A 15,934-nucleotide genomic window follows, 5' to 3' on the forward strand; every position below is an offset into this window, starting at 1 on the left:
TTACCATAACATAATAGTTTCTTATATAATTGAAAATAGAATATTATTAATTTTCGGTTATTAATTATAAAGTCTATAATCATTTGAAAAGAGGAGAGAGATATGCAAGGAGAAATACCAACAGAGAAAAATTTAAGTTATGTCGGTAAATTGTTATTGCCAGTTAAAGCGTCACCACATTTTAAATTTTTATGGATTGGGCAACTACTTTCAACTTTAGGTAGTTCGATCACGATGGTCATTCTCCCAGTCGTTGTGTATTCATTAACTGGTTCAACAGTTGTAATGGGAATGACTATGGCAATGTACATGCTTCCTAATATTCTTGCGTTACCGTTTGCTGGATTGGTCGTGGATCGAATTAACCGGGTGAAATTGATGTTATTTACAGATATAATCCGCTGCATATTAATGCTATTACTTGCAACACTTATATTTATGGACGTTTTAACGATTCCACTTTTATATGTACTTGTTGCATTATATGGACTTATGGAAGGTATATTTCAGCCGGCATATTCAGCTGTAAGAGCGAAAGTATTTGTACCGGAAATTCGAAATGCAGCTAACGCATTAACGCAAATGAGTAATCAGGGTATACGATTAATTGGACCGGCTCTTGGAGGGTTGATTGTTTCAGTTACATCCGCCGGAATTGGGTTTGGATTGGATGCAGTAACGTACTTGCTATCATTTGTATGTTTATTATTTTTAAAAGAAATAAAGTTTAATAAAGTACAGAAATTTGAAAGAAATAAAGTCAATTACAAACAAGATTTTATGGAAGGGATTCTTGTTCTAAAATGCCATCCGTGGTTGTGGATTACTATTCTAGTCTTTTCTTTCGTTAATATTTGTTATGCAGGCATTATCGTTGTATTAATTCCATGGTTGTTTAATGTTCATCATCATTTTGAAGCTTACGTATATGGATTGGGTATGGCTGCTTCTGGTGCTGGAGCTGTAATTGCAGCGCTAATTTTTGGTGGGAGGCAGCAGTGGCATAAGAGAGGATTACTTGCGTATGGCGGTGTGTTAATAAGTGGAATGGCACTATTAATTATGCCTTTCGTTTCTTGGGCACCTGCCTTAATTGGATTAATGGTAATTGAAGGATTCGGTATTATGATATTTGGGCTCATTTGGGAAACAAGTTTACAAGAGCTTGTACCAGAAGAAGCATTTGGAAGAGTGGCAAGCCTTGATATGTTAGGTTCATTTGCTTTATTGCCATTAGGATATGTGGTTGTAGGCTGGTTAGCTACTGTAATAGGTGGAAAGATAACAATTATAACGCTAGCTATTTTAGTACTCATAACAATTGGAATGGCATTGTCTGTACCAAGTATTCGGCGGTTCGATTGATCATGTAGGCTAAAAGGGGGATATGGTATATGACTATAGAAAACCTAAACGATTTAGTAGTAGCAGAGTTGGGATGTAAATACGTTTTGGAAGAAAAGGTATTTGAAGCAAAGAATTTTACGGTGTATATTGCGACTTCTATAGAAAATAAAATGACATATAATCGATTCATCTTAATTAAGCATGTATCTAATGAAGTGCCTTCCGTACATGTTTGGGACAAAAAAATTTGTGTAGACGATACAAAAATAGATATTGCAACAGAAGTGACAGAAGCAATTCAATCTGGTTTTGTAAATAAAGAGTAAGCCCTAATCAAATTAGGACTTACTCTTCATTAAACACAAATGTTTGTTTCATTTTTTTACTCTCATGTACTGGATGGCCGTTGTAAGAGAAATTCTTTTCTTCCCAAGTAATGACGACTTTAAAATTATGGCTATTAAAGTCTAATGGGAATACCATGTAGTCAAAGCTTGTATGACTTTTTGAAACGTTGTTATTTAATGTAGTAGGATTAAAGGTAGTTTTAGATGTAGGTGTGTTATCAAGTATTTCTACGGATACATTTGATACATCATTACCAATATTTTTTAAGAGTAAACTATACGTATCATATACACCTTGTTTTGGCTGCACCGCTTGCTTGTTTGAGTTATGAGATTTGTCAATTTCGATATACCACTGTTTAGACTTTGACGCAATTGGTAGTGATTGAAATGTGTATGCGCTAGCTTGTATTGGTAGTGCTAAGCAGATAAGGGAAAAAAGAGATATTATTTTTCGTTTCATTTTGAAAAACCCCCATTCTTTAACAAATTTATTTGTTATTATTCGCTCTGTTCGAGAAAATATACCATATAATGTAAGGGGATAGGGGTATGAGTCTCGGCTTAGGAATCATTATAGTATTCGCTACGGTTATACTTGGCACGTCTGCTTAATAGCTGGTATATACGCGATCCATATGCTGGCTGATACACATCAAATTCAGTCAGAGTGAATTGTAAGGGAGAACATTATATTGAAAGTACTAGTAAGCACGGGGAGTAGTATTTTTCTACAATTATTATTTTTGTATATATTTATTTCGGGTGTTTTATTTGAAGTTAATCCTTGGTATGCAGTAGTTGTGTATATAAGTGTAGCAATATTAAGTCTTTTCTTTGGGGTATATTCGATTGTTCGTTCTGTAAGAAAAGGTTCGAATGCTATTTTTCTAACAATATCGGTTGGAGTTGTAACGTCGTTATTTGCAATATTAATTATCGGCTTTACAGTGTTTGCTTATTTTTTACCGGAAGCAGGTATTTCGCTGGTAATTAGTTTGTAGTATTGGTGGATCGATAAAGCTAATCTTTCTTAATTTATTTGAAAGATTAGCTTTTTTGTTAAAAAAATAATATTTCAAAAGGAAAATGAACTTTTTTAAAAGTAGAAGGTAATAAATATATGATAAGTAGAGAGAGGTGAAAATGTGGACGAAAAATTGCTAATTCATGAAATCAAGGAGGGAAATAAAGAGGCATTTAATACATTAGTACAACCATATATGCAAAAAGCGTATAGAGCATCATACCTTATATTACATGATAGAAGTTTGGCTGAGGACGCTGTACAAGAATCGCTTATACAAGCTTATAAATCAATGCATCGTTTTGATGAAAAAATCGCATCATTTAAAACATGGTTTCACCAAATATTGATTCATATGACTCTAAAACAAAAAAGAAAAAAGAGATTAGCTTTTTTACAAATAGAAACGTGGTTTCAAATGAAAGAGGTGAAAACACCAGAAAGCGATTTTCTTATAAAAGAAGAAACGAGAATGGTTATGCAAGCTGTAAAATATTTACCGATAAAACAACAAGTTGTTATAGTTCTCTTTTATTATCAGGATTTATCCATTTTAGAAATTGCACAAGTTTTACATATAAAAGAAGGAACAGTGAAATCGAGATTATACAAAGCGAGAGAGAATTTAAGAGGTTATTTATCTTACTGTATTATGGAGGATCATGAAAAGGAGATGAATGCATGGATCGAATAATAAAGGAAGCTTTTCATGATCAAGCCAGTAAGGTCAACTTTCCAGAAAATCTAAATATAGAGGAACTTATACGTGAAAAGAAGAAGAGAAGATTCAAATTACAGTGGACATTAGTTCCGCTTCTAGTTATTATTTGTTTTTTTTGCAGTTGGAAGATAACAGATACTATCGCTGGGCTATTTGAAACAGAGCAGGTAGAGCATTTATATCATAAATACTTAATTTACGATAACTATTATTATGTACTTACTGAAGATGTAGTGGAGAAAAAAGATGTAGGAAATGAGTTAGGGGAAGTGAAACGCTCTGGAGAATGGGCTTATTTAGAAGAGGGGGATTCAGATATATTTATACCAGGAATAAAATATTATGAAATAAAAGGAGAAAAAAATAAGATTGTTGCTCAAATAAAAAAAGATAATAGAGGACCTCTAGAATATCAGGTTTTAAAGAAAGAAAAACCGATTGAAGAAGTGGATGAGAAAAACATATATGGAGCAAAAAATGATCTAAAGGGAGTTCAAAAATCAATTGAGAATGTTCGTCAAGTAGTACCTTTTTTATATGAGATCACGGACGAAGAATTGAAAATTGACTTTGTAAAATTAGATAATGATAAAAAACATTACTATGTGAAATTAATGTATGGGCCGTATACAAATAACCCTAAACATCCGAAAATTATTTTCGTGAGGCAATATGAAAAGAATTATGTTAATCAATATGCTTCGGATATGTCGTTAGATGGAGATTTTTGGTTTGATAAAAAAGATAGAGTAAATCAATTCAATATAAACAATATGGAGTGGATAGAATACCGATCTAAGAGAGAGAAAGAATACGTATCAGTATTTCATGCAGAACAAAATAACGTTATATATGAAGTATCTGCACAGTTATACATGGCAGAAGAGGTTGAAAAGTTTTTAGAAACTTTTCAACAAAGAAATGTTAAATAGTAAAGTGGACGTGTCAAAGGGTAATTGCTATTAAAGTGAGTAGTATATTAAGGGGAATTAGATAAGGAAGCTGTGTAGAGATTTTTCTACACAGCATTTTTTGTGTCTAGCGTTCAATTACATATGTTTGTTGGTATGTATATATCGCCTTTGTATCAATTTATTAAACTGAAGATGGAGAGTCCCACGTATGAATCAAAAGAATATTAATATGAAAAAATTACCAATAAATATGTTAAAATAACATTGTCATATAACAAGGGGGATTCGTTTGATGGAAAAAGAGCATCTTGCTAAAGTAGATTTAACGAAAAGAATTGAATCAAAATCTAAGTACAATAAGAAACTCGAAAAATATCAAATGCGCTTATTAGCACTACAGCAAATTTTAAAAGAAGAGAAAATAGCTGTTATGCTCGTTATGGAGGGTTGGGATGCAGCAGGTAAAGGCGGAGCAATTAAGCGAGTGACTGAACATCTTGATCCGCGTGGATTCCAAGTAAATCCAATTGGCGCGCCTGCTCCTCATGAAAAACGGTATCATTATTTGCAACGTTTTTGGCGGAAACTTCCTCAATATGGGCAAATTACTATTTTTGATCGTTCATGGTACGGCCGTGTATTAGTTGAACGTGTTGAAGGCTTTGCTACAAACGAAGAGTGGACGAGAGCGTATGGTGAAATTAATGATTTTGAGAAGTTATTAACAGATGATCATTACATAATAGGAAAGTTTTTCTATCACATTAGTAAAGACGAACAGTTGAAGAGATTTAAAGAAAGAGAGACTAATCCTCTTAAAAGATGGAAAATTACAGATGAAGACTGGCGTAATCGTGAAAAATGGGATGAGTATGTTGAAGCAACGGAAGACATGTTTGAAAACACAGATAAACCGAATGCTAAATGGCATATTATCGCGAGTAATGATAAATTATATGCTCGTTTGAAAACATTGAAAGAGATTATTTCATTAATTGAGAATTATTTCTTAGAACATAATATAGAATTACCTTCTTATTACTATGAAATAAAGGAAGGTAAGAAAAAGGAAATTGAATCTGTGCAAGAAGTAAAGGTTAAAAAGTAAAGTTTGTATAGGGACTACCTGGTAATTTGTGTTAATCAAATTACCAGGTAGTTTTTATTTAGAAACATTTTACAATTTTTGAGAAAAGGTATATAATCAACAATCATATTAACATTGTTAATATGATTGTTGATTATATACTATACGGGGGTCTTAATTTGAAGGGAAGAGATGTTGTTTTAGGCTTATTAATGCAAAAAGAATTATCTGGTTATGATATTAAAATCGTTTTTGAAGACGTATTTACTCATTTTTTTGATGGAAGCTTTGGAATGATTTACCCAACGTTACGTCAGTTGGAAAAAGAGGGGAAAATAAAAAAAGAGGTTATCATGCAAGAAGGGAAACCAAATAAGAAAATGTACTTTATTACAGATGAAGGGCGTGAAGAGTTTTATCAATACATGCAAACGGATGTAGAGAAAGATGTTTTACGTTCAGATTTTTTAATGAGGATGTATTTTGGTAATTATAGTGATGGTGAGACAATAAAAAAATGGATTGAAGACGAAATTGAAAGGAAAGAAGCGTACATTGTGGACCTTCGCTTGAAATATGAAAAATGGAGAGAAGGTATTACGTTTGTTGAAGAAATTTCGCTTGATGTAGGTATTGCAACATATAGTGCACAAGTAGAAACGCTGAAGAGAAAGTTAGAGCAGTTAGAAGCGAAAGAAAATAATAAAACAGAAGAATGAAAAATGTGTTCAAAATAAATAAAGGGGTAGATGAACATGGAGCAACCAAGGGGACTGAAAATCGTCTTTTTAATGTGCTTAGGTATTTTTCTTTGTATGATTGATACGACAATTATGAATATAGCTTTACCGGCAATACAATCAAGTGTAAATACTTCGTTAGAAAAGATGTCTTGGGTATTAAATGTATATACAATGACTATTGCAGTACTCGCAATTCCGCTAGGACGGATAGCTGATATTTTTGGAAAAGCAAAGATGTATATTCTTGGTTTGGTAATTTTCGGTGGTGGGTCAGTACTTTGTGCTTTTGCTAATACAGGTGACTTCCTTATTTTTTCTCGTTTTATACAAAGTGTTGGAGCAGCAATTTTATTTCCGACAAGTATGGTAATTGGTGTATCAGCTATGCCGTTAGCAAAGAGGCATGTTGCACTTGCTATTTTAGGAGTAACGCAAGGATTGTCAGCTGCACTTGGTCCGGTAATAGGCGGAATTATTACGCAAAATGTAGGATGGAGATGGGTGTTCTTCGTCAATGTTCCGATTTGTATTCTGGGAATCATTTTATGCTGTATTATGTTACAAGTAAAAAATGAAGAACGTATTATTTCAAAAATTGATTGGATTGGACTTATATTAAGTAGTTTAGCGATTTTTTCTTTTACTCTCGTATTAGTGAAAGGCAATACGTGGGGATGGCAAAGTAATATCGCTTGGTCTTGTTATGCCATTAGCACTATTTCTCTTATTCTATTTGTTTTAGTGGAACGAAAGATTCATAATCCGATGGTGAATTTAAAATTATTTAAAGATCGAATGTTTGTAGGAGCGTCTATCGTTGTTGTATTAAGTAATTTATTTTTAATCGGAGTAACTGTGTTGCTTCCAACATTCTTGACAAAAATACAATACCGAACGGAAATTGAAGCTGCTTTTTTAGTGACACCTATTTCAGCGATGATATTTTTTGTCTCACCGGTTGCAGCAACTTTAATTAAAAAATTTGGAAAAGTAACTATTATTTTGTCAGGGTTTCTTGTTATGGGTCTATCCTACTATTGGTTGCAAATGATTGGCGTCAATTCAACAAATATAGAAATTATTACTCCGTGTATGATATTAGGTGTTGGATATGGTTTAGTAGTGGGACCAATTACAGTTTTAAGTGCATCTTCGTTTGAAGGGGAATTATTAACTGCTTCTCAAAGTGTTGTCTCGATGTTACGACAAGTTGGAATTGTATTAGCGGTTGCAATATTTGTATCTAATTTAACTCACAATTTAACAGTAAATAAAGAGAATGTCTATCATTATGCGGAAGAAAAAGTACGTAATATTCATGGGGATAGTATTCAGCAAACTGAGATATTACAAGTAACAAAAGAAAAAATAGAGAAACAAAGTATAGAAGCAAATGTAGAAAAGAAACAAAATGAAATATTGGTGGGATTAAGTAAAGAGAAAAAAGATGAATTAATTCATCAAAAAGTGGATGAGGTATTAAGTGGAGTTCCAGTAGAATATAGAGATGTGAAAAGAGAAGAAGTTACGAATCGAGTAACAAAAGAAGTTGAAAAACAAGAAGAGAACATAAAAAAAGAAATACTCGTATTTTCAAATGATGTGAATCATTATGCTCAGAATCAGATGGCGATGAGTTTTACTGATTTATATAAAGCGAGTGTTCCGATTATTTTAGTTTGTGCTTTAGTAAGTTTGTTGTTTTGGGAAGGGAAAGCTTTAAGTAAAAAAAGAGGAGAAAGAATAGCAGGGGAAGTGTAAAGAAAACTAGGTTAAAATTAGCCTGGTTTTCTTTACACTAGTATGGAAAATCTGGGTTTAGTTCATTAAACTTCTGACTATAATGCCTCTTATTATTAAAACCAACAAAATCAATTCCGATGCAAGGATCTAAATTATCGTCTACAATATTAGAATCCACGAAGCTTAAATGTTTTAACTTTGGTAGCTCTTTAATGAATTGTAGATTTTGTATGTTACCACAACTTGATAAGATGAGAGTTTCTAACTCTGTTAAATAACGTAAATAGTCGTGATTTTTAATTTTACTGCAATGATCGAATTCGACATATTTTAAAGTTGAAGCATTGTTTTCAATTTCGTCAATATGTTCTAAATTTCTTATATAATTGATTTCTAAATGTTTTAATTTAGGAAATGCTCTACATCCTTTTAATGAGTTAATGTTACCTTGTGTAATTCTTAGTTTTTCAAGGTTTTGTAAAGACATTAATTCTTCAAGGTTTTTTTGTTTCGGTTTGTATTTCCAAATGTATAGTTCTTTTAAGTTAGAACAAGATGCGAACCCTGTAATGTTTTTATTCCACTGTATGTAAAGTTCCTCTATATTTTTAAAGCTTTCTAGTGCTGTTAAGTTTAGAGGGACTTGTGGTTCTTCTAGTGATAAAGATTTTAAGTTTTTTAATTTATATAAAGCTGAATAATCGGTAATACATGTACTATTAATTTGTAACGCTTCTATTTGGGGACAGCGTTCTAGAAAATCAATATGGTCCATACTATACTTAAGGTCATTAATGTAAACATTAGTAAAGTTGTTTGTATTAATGAAGTCTACGTATTCATCCAGTCTATTTTCATGAATTTGTACTACGCCATCCGTAACTAAAAAATCTTGCGGTTTCTTGTTAAATAAGGTAAGACGATTGTGACATTGACTACATAAATTATAAGGTTGATTTGTTTTGTCGGATTCTGCTGTATTATTTACTGGATTATGTTTGCAAGCTTCGCATAATTCTAGTGTGTTATTCAGTATGTACTCCTTTGTATACAATGATTAGTAATGCTATTAATATAGCATGTGATATGTTTATTGCGAGAAAAATATGAGTAAGATAAGAAAATGAATATGTTTGCTAATAAAAATGGTTGTTTATATTAGATGAGTCAATGATAAAGTAATGAATACAATTATCATTAATTATGAAAATATAGTACATTAATAAGAGTAATGAATTTTATTAAGTAGGTGAGAAAATGCTAGGTAAGGCGGATACTTCAATAAATAACCATATGTATACAGAAGAAGAGCAACAAAAATTATACAAAAGAACGTTAATAATCGTAAGTATTTCACAAATGTTTGGCGGGGCGGGATTAGCTGCTGGAATTACAGTAGGTGCACTTCTTGCACAGCAAATGCTTGGAACAGATGCATATGCAGGATTACCGGCTGCTATGTTTACATTGGGATCTGCGGTAGCAGCTTTCATAGTAGGAAAGCTTTCACAACGATATGGACGCCGGGTAGGACTTGCAACAGGTTTTATGGTAGGGGGACTTGGGGCTATTGGTGTTGTAATGGCAGCTTTAACAAATAGTATTATTCTCTTACTTGTTTCTTTACTCATTTATGGTGCGGGTACAGCTACGAATCTACAAGCTCGTTATGCGGGTACAGATTTAGCGAATAAGAAGCAACGAGCAACTGCTGTTAGTATTACGATGGTTATGACGACTTTCGGTGCAGTAGCGGGGCCAAATTTAGTAGGTGTAATGGGGGATTTTGCTCATTCGATTGGAATTCCTGAACTAGCTGGTCCGTTCATATTATCGGCAGCGGCATTTATACTTGCGGGTCTTGTCCTTTTCGTTATGCTTCGTCCGGATCCGTTAATTATTGCTAACATAATAGAAAGATATAAACAGGAACATACATATAAAGGACAATCGGTAACTAATGAAACGTTAGAAAATAAAAGGGGCATTACCGTCGGAGCAATCGTTATGATACTTACTCAAATAGTGATGGTTGCGATTATGACTATGACTCCAGTACATATGGGACACCATGGTCATGGACTAAGTGAAGTAGGGCTAGTCATTGGATTCCACGTAGGGGCAATGTACCTTCCATCACTTGTTACAGGAATTCTTATTGATAAAGTTGGTAGAACAGCGATGAGTATTGCTGGTGGGGTGATTTTACTCGCAGCTGGTGTCATAGCTGCGATAGCACCGAGTGATTCTTTAATACTATTAATCGTTGCTCTTTCTTTACTTGGATTAGGATGGAATCTCGGATTAATAAGTGGTACTGCTCAAATTGTTGATTCAACGGAGCCTTCCACACGTGCAAAAACACAAGGGAAAATAGATGTGTTTATTGCACTAGCTGGAGCTTCTGGTGGAGCGATGTCAGGAATGATAGTAGCGAATTCAAGTTATGCAGCATTATCATTAGCGGGAGGGGCTGTAGCCTTATTGCTAATTCCTGTTGTGATATGGTCTCGGACAGGTAAATAAAATTAAGATAAAAGAAGCTGCATTCAAAGGGAGGTAACCAATCTTTGAATGCAGCTTTTTTTTACAATTAACTAATAGTCTAACTGGAATCGTTGATATACTTTGAGTTGTGATAGATAAATTCAGAAAATCGTTGATATAATTTCATTTATCGTAATGTTAGTTGTATAAAAGAAAATTTCAGTTTAAATCCCACTCCACGATAAGCCCTAAATGCGTAAGTCCACCGCCAAAACCGTACAGTAAAAGTATATCTCCGTTAATTAATTTCCTATCTTTTCTAAATCGTTATTAGACAATATTTGATCTGGAACATAAGTACCAATTGCGGTAATACGAGATTTAGAATTCATAGGAACATCTCCTAACTTATTTTTATAACCTGATACTAATATCAGGTTATAAAAATGTCAATAAAGACTTTTATTGTATGGAAACGATAATGTTTAATTTACTCTGGAGGAATTTGGCGAGTAGCGTAAAAATAATATACGAGAAGCTTTTGAAATTGATAATGAAGGGAGTGGGGCTCCTTGAAAAGAATTTTGCGCATGTTGCCTGTTGTCATTATTTGTAGCTTTATTCTTATTGTTTTTCCAGATAAATCTTATGCTTGTGACTGTATTAAAAAATCTCCAGAGGATGCATTTCAAAAAAATGATGTGGTGTTTGAGGGGAAAGTAATTGAGGTTGGAAGGAAAGAAGGGATTGGAACTGAAGTTTTATTTGAAGTGAAGAATATTTGGAAAGGGACAAGTTCTTCGCAAATTATTGTATATACAAATGGTGGTGATTGTGTGTTTCACTTTGTAGAGGGAGGAGAGTACTTAGTATATTCTTCTCAAAGAGGATCAGAAAAACAATTACACACACATAGTTGTAGTAGAACGAAGAGATTAGATGAGGCAGGGGCGGACAAAGTGGCTTTAAGTCAATTTGCAAAAGAGTCTGTTCCAACGAAGAAAGTGAATTTAAAAGGGGATATGGTTAACGGTTTTAGATGGGGACAGCTTGTTATCATTTCTATAGGTGTGTTATTAATAATTGTTGTTATTTTCATTGTGAGAAGAAATCGCAAAAAATGACGATTAAAGTAAAAATATAAAGATTTTCTTTCTGTTTCTATAGGTGGTTTAATCTTGTGAAAGCGAATTACTTATGCTACACTTTATGTAACTTAAAATGAACGGAGGGGCTTCCTTTGATCTTAATCAGATTACGTCTCAATACTTTGTGCCGATAATTGAATAGCGCTCAAAGGCTCTGTCTGTGTACAGAGTGAACGGGATTGGTCTGCCTATTTTAAAGGAACCCTTTATTAAGCTTATATGTGAAAAAGAGGGAGGGACGAATACGCCCTCTTTTTGTTTTGCCTTTATAAATAGAATGGGATAGTATAGGTGAACACTTGTTGGATACGTATACTATCTTGGGACTTTTTGACCATGTATAGGACGAAAGCACTGCTTTCTTCTATTTCTTTGGTGAACCCTTATCCGTTTACGAAAACACAGGCAGTGACCTGTGTTTTTTATTTTGCGTAATCGAAATGGAGGAATAAATATATGGAAGAATTATTACAAAGAGCAATATTAGTTGGAGTGAATTTAGGTAAGGAAGCTGATTTTGCATATTCGATGGAAGAGTTAGCAAATCTTACGGAAGCTTGTGATGTGGAAGTAATCGGTCAAGTGACGCAAAATTTACAACGAGTAAATCCGTCGCATTATATTGGAAAAGGGAAGATTGAAGAAGTAGCAGCGTATGTGAAAGAAGCAGATGCAAATATGGTCATCTTTAATGACGAATTATCTCCTTCACAAATTCGGAATTTAGAAGAAGATTTAGATTGTAAAGTAATTGATCGTACCATTTTAATTTTAGATATTTTTGCGCAACGTGCGAAAACGAAAGAAGCACAGTTGCAAGTAGAGGTGGCCCATCTTCAGTACATGATGCCTCGTTTAATCGGTCTTCGTGAATCTTTAGGAAGACAAAGCGGGGGAGTTGGCACGAAAAATAAAGGTGTCGGTGAGAAGAAGTTGGAATTAGATCGTCGTAAAATTGAAGAACAAATTGCGGCTCTAAATAAAGAATTAGAAGCACTTGTTGCGCAGCGCCAAACGCAGCGTAAACAACGTAAGAAAAATGAAATTCCAGTTGTGTCATTAGTAGGATATACGAATGCAGGTAAATCAACGATAATGAATACGATGCTTGAAATTTTTAATGGTACTGTAGAGAAACAAGTATTTGAAAAAGATATGTTATTTGCGACGTTAGAGACATCTGTACGAAATATTGATTTGCCAGATAATAAATCATTTTTATTAACGGATACAGTTGGATTTGTAAGTAAATTACCGCATCATCTTGTGAAAGCATTCCGTTCAACGCTAGAGGAAGTGGCGGAAGCAGATTTACTCATTCACGTCGTAGATTACTCAAATCCCAATTATGAGCAATTAATTGATATTACAAATGAAACGTTAAAGAAAATTGGCGTGGAAAATATCCCGACGATTTATGCATATAACAAATCAGATTTGGTAGATGTTGAAATTCCGAAAGTGCAAGAAGATCGCGTTTATCTATCTGCGAAGAAACATGTTGGAATTGAAGAGCTTGTAGAAGTGGTTCGTTCACACATTTATAAAGAGTATACGAAGTGTGAAATGTTAATTCCATATGATCAAGGACAGGTAGTTTCGTATTTCAACAATCATGCACACGTTTTATCTACGAGTTATGAAAACGAAGGTACGAAAATGGCACTAGAATGTAAGACGAGTGATTATGAGAAGTATAAGCGTTTTTCTATTTAATAAAAAAGGCGATCCTAATATGCTTTAGGGTCGTCTATTTTTTCATAGTTGCAAGCCTTCCTTTCGTCCTGCCTTAGTATAAAAGAAAATACAGAGAGTTCATATAAATAAATCCGACAAAGCATATAGAAAAAATATATTTTTTTACAAGTTGAATTTCTGGAAATAGAAACGAAACCAGTATAGAATAGAAATGTTTCAAAACTCAGAATTTATTGCACTTACTGTAATAAATATATATTTTGTACAGGAAGGAGAGATTCGTATATGCAGGCAGTTTCACAAAAAAGTGCAGTGGAAACACCGACGATATATCGAATATTATTTGCGATTAGTTTCGGACATTTTTTAAATGATTCGATGCAAGCAGTTGTGCCAGCGTTGTTTCCTATTTTGGAAAAAACGATGAATTTATCCTACATGCAAGTAGGGTGGATAGCGTTCGCGTTAAATATGACGTCATCGATTATGCAGCCGGTTTTTGGTATGTATTCAGATAAGAAGCCGTCACCATTTTTATTACCACTGGGTATGTTTTCGAGCATGCTTGGGATGATTGGGCTCGCGTTTGCCCCGAATTTTATTATTGTTATTATTTCTGTTTTATTTATTGGATTAGGTTCCGCAGTCTTTCATCCAGAAGGTGCCCGGGTTGCTTATATGGCAGCAGGTGCCAAACGTGGTTTAGCACAAGCGATTTATCAAGTGGGAGGAAATACAGGGAATTCGCTAGCACCTATTTTTACAGCGCTCATTTTCGTTCCACTAGGTCAAATTGGTTCTCTAGGTTTTACTGCTTTCGCAGCGGTAGGGATTGTATTGTTACTTTTTGTTTCAAATTGGTATAAAAATGAATTAGCGACTGGTGCTGTAAGAAGGAAAAAGAGGGCTGCACTTGAGGCTGAAAATGCGATTGTAAGTACGCACATTAAATTTGTTATTATACTTCTTGTTTTTCTAACATTCGTACGTTCTTGGTACGGTGCTGGTATCGGGAATTTCTATCAATTTTATTTAATAGAGCATTACGGTTTATCGATAAAAAATGCACAGTATTTCGTCTTTGCTTTTATGATTGCTGGTGTATTAGGTACTTTCTTTGGTGGTCCGCTAGCGGATCGATTCGGTAAGAAAAAGATCATTGTCTTTTCGATGCTCGGTTCAGCACCGCTTGCACTATTGTTACCGCACGTTTCTCTTATGTGGGTTGTACCGTTGTTTTTATGCATCGGATTTATTAGTTCTAGTAGTTTTAGTGTAATCGTTGTATATGCACAAGAACTTGTTCCAGGTAAAGTTGGAATGGTATCTGGATTAATTGTCGGCCTTGCGTTTGGCCTTGGAGCATTAGGTGCTGTAGTTCTTGGGAAATTGGCTGATATGTATAGTCTTCAGTTTATTATGCTATTATGTAGTTGTTTACCATTAATTGGACTAACTTCATGGTTACTGCCAAATGATAAGAAAACGATAGAATAGGAGATGCGCTATGAAAGTATGTGAAAACGTTACAGAATTAATAGGAGATACACCTGTCGTTCGATTATCTAAATTTATTCCAGAAGACGCGGCGGATGTGTATGTAAAACTGGAAATGTTTAATCCGTCACGCAGTGTGAAAGATCGTGCTGCTTTTAATTTAATTCATATTGCGGAGGAACACGGTCTCATTAAGCCGGGTGATACAATTATTGAACCGACAAGTGGAAATACAGGAATTGGTTTAGCGATGAATGCAGCAGCCAAAGGATATAAAGCAATTTTAATTATGCCAGACAATATGTCCAAAGAGCGTGTTAATTTATTGAAGGCATACGGCGCAGAAGTAGTTTTAACACCAGCGGAACAAAGAATGCCAGGAGCAATTGCGAAGGCGGTAGAGTTACAAAAAGAAATTCCAAATAGTTTTATTCCGCAGCAATTTGAAAACCCAGCAAATCCGGATGTTCATCGTTATACGACTGCACTTGAAATTTATGAACAAATGGATGGAGAGCTTGATGCATTTGTAGCAACCGCAGGAACAGGTGGAACAATTACAGGGACCGGTGAAACGTTAAAAGAGAAACTACCAAACTTATATATTGCAGTAGTAGAACCGAAAGGATCACCAGTGTTATCTGGTGGTGTTCCAGGCCCTCATAAACTAGTCGGAACAAGTCCTGGTTTTATTCCCAAAAACTTAAATACAGAAGTGTATAACGAAATTATGCAAATTGCAGATGAAGAGGCATTAACTACAATGAGGAACTTAGCAAGACAAGAAGGTTTATTAGTAGGGCCGTCTTCAGGGGCTTCTGTGTACGCAGCGATTATGATAGCGAAGCGCCTAGGTATTGGTAAAAAAGTTTTATGTATTGCACCTGATACAGGGGAACGTTATTTGAGTATGGGGCTATTTGAATAAAAGTGATAGAAGCACCTTAATAGTAAGGATGAAAATCCGCTATTAAGGTGCTTCTTTTAGAAAAATAAAGAAATAGATGGCTTATAATGTAGAGCGTATGGCGAATACGTTAATAGGGAGTCCAGAGTATAGCGTACAAGAGTTAGAAGTATTAATCGGGGAAGTATTACATTTAGTAGAACAATATGCTCCGGAGTTAAATATCGCTGAACAACAAAAGCATATTCAATATGCGAAGTGATAAAAC

General features: G+C 34.2%; 14 protein-coding genes and 3 pseudogenes. 14 read left to right on the forward strand and 3 right to left on the reverse strand.

What is annotated here, in order from left to right:
* Window positions 1-102 precede the first annotated feature (102 nt).
* Together MHI07_RS08550 and MHI07_RS08555 are read left to right on the forward strand one after the other, a co-directional pair.
* Complete coding sequence (locus MHI07_RS08550; protein ID WP_215581273.1) at window positions 103-1,365, forward strand: MFS transporter; 1,263 nt, start codon at window positions 103-105, stop codon at window positions 1,363-1,365.
* Between the two features lie 29 nt (window positions 1,366-1,394).
* Window positions 1,395-1,673, forward strand: coding sequence for a hypothetical protein (locus tag MHI07_RS08555; RefSeq protein ID WP_215581275.1), 279 nt, complete (start codon window positions 1,395-1,397; stop codon window positions 1,671-1,673).
* A gap of 19 nt (window positions 1,674-1,692) precedes the next feature.
* Here the strand turns inward: MHI07_RS08555 and MHI07_RS08560 are convergent, their stop codons facing one another.
* The gene (locus MHI07_RS08560) at window positions 1,693-2,157 is read right to left on the reverse strand and encodes a hypothetical protein (RefSeq protein ID WP_340823082.1); all 465 of its coding nucleotides are present in this window, start codon (window positions 2,155-2,157) and stop codon (window positions 1,693-1,695) included.
* 232 nt (window positions 2,158-2,389) lie between these two features.
* On the opposite strand from MHI07_RS08560, the gene MHI07_RS08565 reads away from it, so the two are divergent.
* The 6 genes from MHI07_RS08565 (at window position 2,390) to MHI07_RS08590 (ending at window position 7,947) form a co-directional block, all read left to right on the forward strand.
* Window positions 2,390-2,698 (forward strand): alpha/beta hydrolase, encoded by a 309-nt coding sequence (locus MHI07_RS08565; RefSeq protein WP_340823085.1) that lies wholly within the window; start codon window positions 2,390-2,392, stop codon window positions 2,696-2,698.
* 144 nt (window positions 2,699-2,842) lie between these two features.
* A complete protein-coding gene (locus MHI07_RS08570; protein ID WP_002158388.1) occupies window positions 2,843-3,415 on the forward strand; it encodes an RNA polymerase sigma factor in 573 nt (190 codons plus the stop codon).
* Window positions 3,403-4,374, forward strand: a complete 972-nt coding sequence (locus MHI07_RS08575) for a hypothetical protein (RefSeq protein ID WP_016104487.1) — start codon at window positions 3,403-3,405, stop codon at window positions 4,372-4,374. The genes MHI07_RS08570 and MHI07_RS08575 overlap by 13 nt, the downstream gene beginning before the upstream one ends.
* Before the next feature lie 274 nt (window positions 4,375-4,648).
* Window positions 4,649-5,464: a polyphosphate kinase 2 family protein gene (locus tag MHI07_RS08580; protein WP_215581281.1), complete on the forward strand. Its 816-nt coding sequence runs from the start codon at window positions 4,649-4,651 to the stop codon at window positions 5,462-5,464.
* Window positions 5,465-5,622: 158 nt separating this feature from the next.
* Complete coding sequence (locus MHI07_RS08585; RefSeq protein ID WP_078173125.1) at window positions 5,623-6,162, forward strand: PadR family transcriptional regulator; 540 nt, start codon at window positions 5,623-5,625, stop codon at window positions 6,160-6,162.
* A 36-nt stretch (window positions 6,163-6,198) separates the two neighbouring features.
* Complete coding sequence (locus MHI07_RS08590) at window positions 6,199-7,947, forward strand: MFS transporter (protein WP_340823090.1); 1,749 nt, start codon at window positions 6,199-6,201, stop codon at window positions 7,945-7,947.
* 37 nt (window positions 7,948-7,984) lie between these two features.
* On the opposite strand, the pseudogene MHI07_RS08595 reads toward MHI07_RS08590, so the two are convergent.
* A pseudogene (locus MHI07_RS08595) lies at window positions 7,985-8,833 on the reverse strand (hypothetical protein); the annotation flags it as partial.
* Window positions 8,834-9,186: 353 nt separating this feature from the next.
* On the opposite strand from MHI07_RS08595, the gene MHI07_RS08600 reads away from it, so the two are divergent.
* A complete protein-coding gene (locus MHI07_RS08600) occupies window positions 9,187-10,455 on the forward strand; it encodes an MFS transporter (protein WP_340823092.1) in 1,269 nt (422 codons plus the stop codon).
* Window positions 10,456-10,727: 272 nt separating this feature from the next.
* Here MHI07_RS08600 and MHI07_RS29360 read toward each other — a convergent pair.
* A pseudogene (locus MHI07_RS29360) lies at window positions 10,728-10,808 on the reverse strand (3-oxoacyl-ACP synthase); the annotation flags it as partial.
* Window positions 10,809-10,988: 180 nt separating this feature from the next.
* Here MHI07_RS29360 and MHI07_RS08610 point away from each other — a divergent pair.
* The 5 genes and pseudogenes from MHI07_RS08610 to MHI07_RS08630 all read left to right on the forward strand — a co-directional run.
* A complete protein-coding gene (locus tag MHI07_RS08610; RefSeq protein WP_002158383.1) occupies window positions 10,989-11,540 on the forward strand; it encodes a hypothetical protein in 552 nt (183 codons plus the stop codon).
* Window positions 11,541-12,020: 480 nt separating this feature from the next.
* Window positions 12,021-13,280 carry a GTPase HflX gene (hflX, locus tag MHI07_RS08615; RefSeq protein WP_002012171.1) on the forward strand — a complete coding sequence of 420 codons (1,260 nt, stop codon included), beginning with the start codon at window positions 12,021-12,023 and terminating at the stop codon, window positions 13,278-13,280.
* Between the two features lie 267 nt (window positions 13,281-13,547).
* Entirely contained in the window at window positions 13,548-14,759 is a 1,212-nt protein-coding gene (locus MHI07_RS08620) for an MFS transporter (protein WP_002200936.1), read from the forward strand.
* A gap of 10 nt (window positions 14,760-14,769) precedes the next feature.
* The gene (cysK, locus tag MHI07_RS08625) at window positions 14,770-15,687 is read left to right on the forward strand and encodes a cysteine synthase A (RefSeq protein ID WP_340823096.1); all 918 of its coding nucleotides are present in this window, start codon (window positions 14,770-14,772) and stop codon (window positions 15,685-15,687) included.
* Between the two features lie 91 nt (window positions 15,688-15,778).
* Window positions 15,779-15,928 (forward strand): annotated as a pseudogene (locus MHI07_RS08630) (DUF4037 domain-containing protein); the annotation flags it as partial.
* Between the last annotated feature and the right edge of the window lie 6 nt (window positions 15,929-15,934).

The sequence above is a fragment of the Bacillus sp. FSL H8-0545 genome, assembly GCF_038006105.1.
Taxonomy (GTDB): Bacteria; Bacillota; Bacilli; order Bacillales; family Bacillaceae_G; genus Bacillus_A; species Bacillus_A cereus_U.

Coding starts and splice junctions, on each gene's coding strand:
- MHI07_RS08580 (WP_215581281.1), top strand. CDS start 4,649: ATGGAAAAAGAGCATCTTGCTAAAGTAGATTTAACGAAAAGAATTGAA.
- MHI07_RS08600 (WP_340823092.1), top strand. CDS start 9,187: ATGCTAGGTAAGGCGGATACTTCAATAAATAACCATATGTATACAGAA.
- MHI07_RS08575 (WP_016104487.1), top strand. CDS start 3,403: ATGGATCGAATAATAAAGGAAGCTTTTCATGATCAAGCCAGTAAGGTC.
- MHI07_RS08590 (WP_340823090.1), top strand. CDS start 6,199: ATGGAGCAACCAAGGGGACTGAAAATCGTCTTTTTAATGTGCTTAGGT.
- MHI07_RS08620 (WP_002200936.1), top strand. CDS start 13,548: ATGCAGGCAGTTTCACAAAAAAGTGCAGTGGAAACACCGACGATATAT.
- MHI07_RS08555 (WP_215581275.1), top strand. CDS start 1,395: ATGACTATAGAAAACCTAAACGATTTAGTAGTAGCAGAGTTGGGATGT.
- hflX (WP_002012171.1), top strand. CDS start 12,021: ATGGAAGAATTATTACAAAGAGCAATATTAGTTGGAGTGAATTTAGGT.
- MHI07_RS08550 (WP_215581273.1), top strand. CDS start 103: ATGCAAGGAGAAATACCAACAGAGAAAAATTTAAGTTATGTCGGTAAA.
- MHI07_RS08560 (WP_340823082.1), bottom strand. CDS start 2,157: ATGAAACGAAAAATAATATCTCTTTTTTCCCTTATCTGCTTAGCACTA.
- cysK (WP_340823096.1), top strand. CDS start 14,770: ATGAAAGTATGTGAAAACGTTACAGAATTAATAGGAGATACACCTGTC.